1 protein-coding gene is annotated in these 1,667 nt (G+C 64.7%); it reads left to right on the forward strand.

Translation table 11 applies throughout. The features are described from left to right. Window positions 1–212 precede the first annotated feature (212 nt). A complete protein-coding gene (locus WDW90_RS36885) occupies window positions 213–1,427 on the forward strand; it encodes an extracellular catalytic domain type 2 short-chain-length polyhydroxyalkanoate depolymerase (protein ID WP_336492688.1) in 1,215 nt (404 codons plus the stop codon). Window positions 1,428–1,667 lie beyond the last annotated feature (240 nt).

The following is a 1,667-nucleotide window of genomic DNA, read 5'->3' on the forward strand; positions in this document are numbered from 1 at the left end:
AACCAGGTTCTGAACTTCACCACGGTCGGCCCGATCGTCGGGATGCGCAGGTACAGGCTGGCGACCGCCAAGCCGATCAGCACGAGAGAGACGAGGAAGCTGGGAACGCGCGGTGGCGAGAGGCTGAGCATGATGCCATCCTGGCCTCGCCCGGTTGAGAAGTGGTGAAGCGGGCCCTCCCGTCAAAGGGCAGGCAAAGCGGGAGCAGGCCGATGAGGGTTTTCGCGGATCGCGGCTTGTCTCTGTCCCGCCTCGCTGCCGTCCTGTGCTCGTTGGCGACGGCAGCCGTGGCTGAGGACGGTCGCGGGCTGAAGCGGGGCGCCGACCCAAGCCAGGTCAGCATCTCGGGCCTCTCCTCCGGGGCTGCCATGGCGGTCCAATACGCCGTCGCTCACTCCGGCTCGGTCACCGCCGTGGGTGCCGTCGCTGGACCGCAATGGGGGTGCGCCGGAGGGAGCCTGTCGCGCGCCGTCAACGACTGCATGTGCGGCCGCAGCGCACTCACGCCAACGATCGACACCGCCCGCGGTTTGGCTGCCAGCGGTGCGATCGACGGTCTCGTCCTGGCCAAGCCGCAGTCGCTGAGCCGATCCTGGATCTTCCAGAGCCCGGCTGATGAGACCGTCTCCCCCCGCTCGAGCAAAGCGGACGCAGCCTTCCTGGCAGACTTCATCGGCACGCCTCCCGAGGTCGATCAAGGCAACGCCGTGGACGGGAGTGACCGGGCTGGACACGGCATCATCGCACCCGATGGCACCGACGCATGCGCCTATGACGGCAGCGAAACGAGCTTCGTCCGACGCTGCGGCGAGGAGGACAATGCCGGCAAGATGCTCCACGCACTGTATGGGCCGGGGTCACCCTACACCCCCAGCGAGCGTGCTGCGGATGTCCCCGGATCCGAGCTGTGGACGTTCGACCAGCGCCACCTCATCGAGAAAGTAAAATCCAGCGGCGCTTCCGTGTCGAGCGACTATTACAATCCGTTCTGGCTTTGGTGGCCGGACAGGAGTCCCCGGCGGCGCAACTTCGATATGGCATCGACTGGCTACATCTATGTTCCGCCGTCTTGCCGCTCCGCTGGCAGTGCCTGCCACGTGCACGTGGCACTTCACGGCTGCAAGCAGGACGCGAAGAGATTTGCCCGCAAGGCCGGCTACAACGAGTGGGCGGAGCACTACCGGACCATCATCGTCTACCCAGCCATCGCGCCAAGTGAGCCGGTACCGGGCCCCGTGTGCCACTTGCCGCCTGTCGACCAAACGCTCGACGCATCCTCGGTCGAGCCTAATCCCAACGGTTGCTGGGACTGGTGGGGCTATCTCGACACCGCCTCGGAAAAGGGCCGATATCTCACCAAAACCGCGCCGCAGATCCGCGTTCTTGAAAGCCTCATCGCAGAGGTGACCGCTCCCGCCGCCCCATAACTCTCCGCTTACCAAACCCTGCAATGTTGCCCGTCCAGATTGAGGAAGGAGCAACCGTGACTGATTCTGTAGGTGTCACGGGGTAGCGGGTCTTGGTTTGGCACCTTGTCTGTTTTGCTTCCGACCCAGTTGGCTCTGGCTTAGAGCCGGTCCCGCGCCGCTTGAGACGGGTTAGCGGGTAGTGCGTTGACGGATGAAGGAGCTTGCTCATGCCTTCACCTCTGTCTGTGGACCTGCGCG

Source organism: Methylobacterium nigriterrae, from assembly GCF_037106235.1.
Classification (GTDB): domain Bacteria; phylum Pseudomonadota; class Alphaproteobacteria; order Rhizobiales; family Beijerinckiaceae; genus Methylobacterium; species Methylobacterium nigriterrae.

Coding starts and splice junctions, on each gene's coding strand:
- WDW90_RS36885 (WP_336492688.1), top strand. CDS start 213: ATGAGGGTTTTCGCGGATCGCGGCTTGTCTCTGTCCCGCCTCGCTGCC.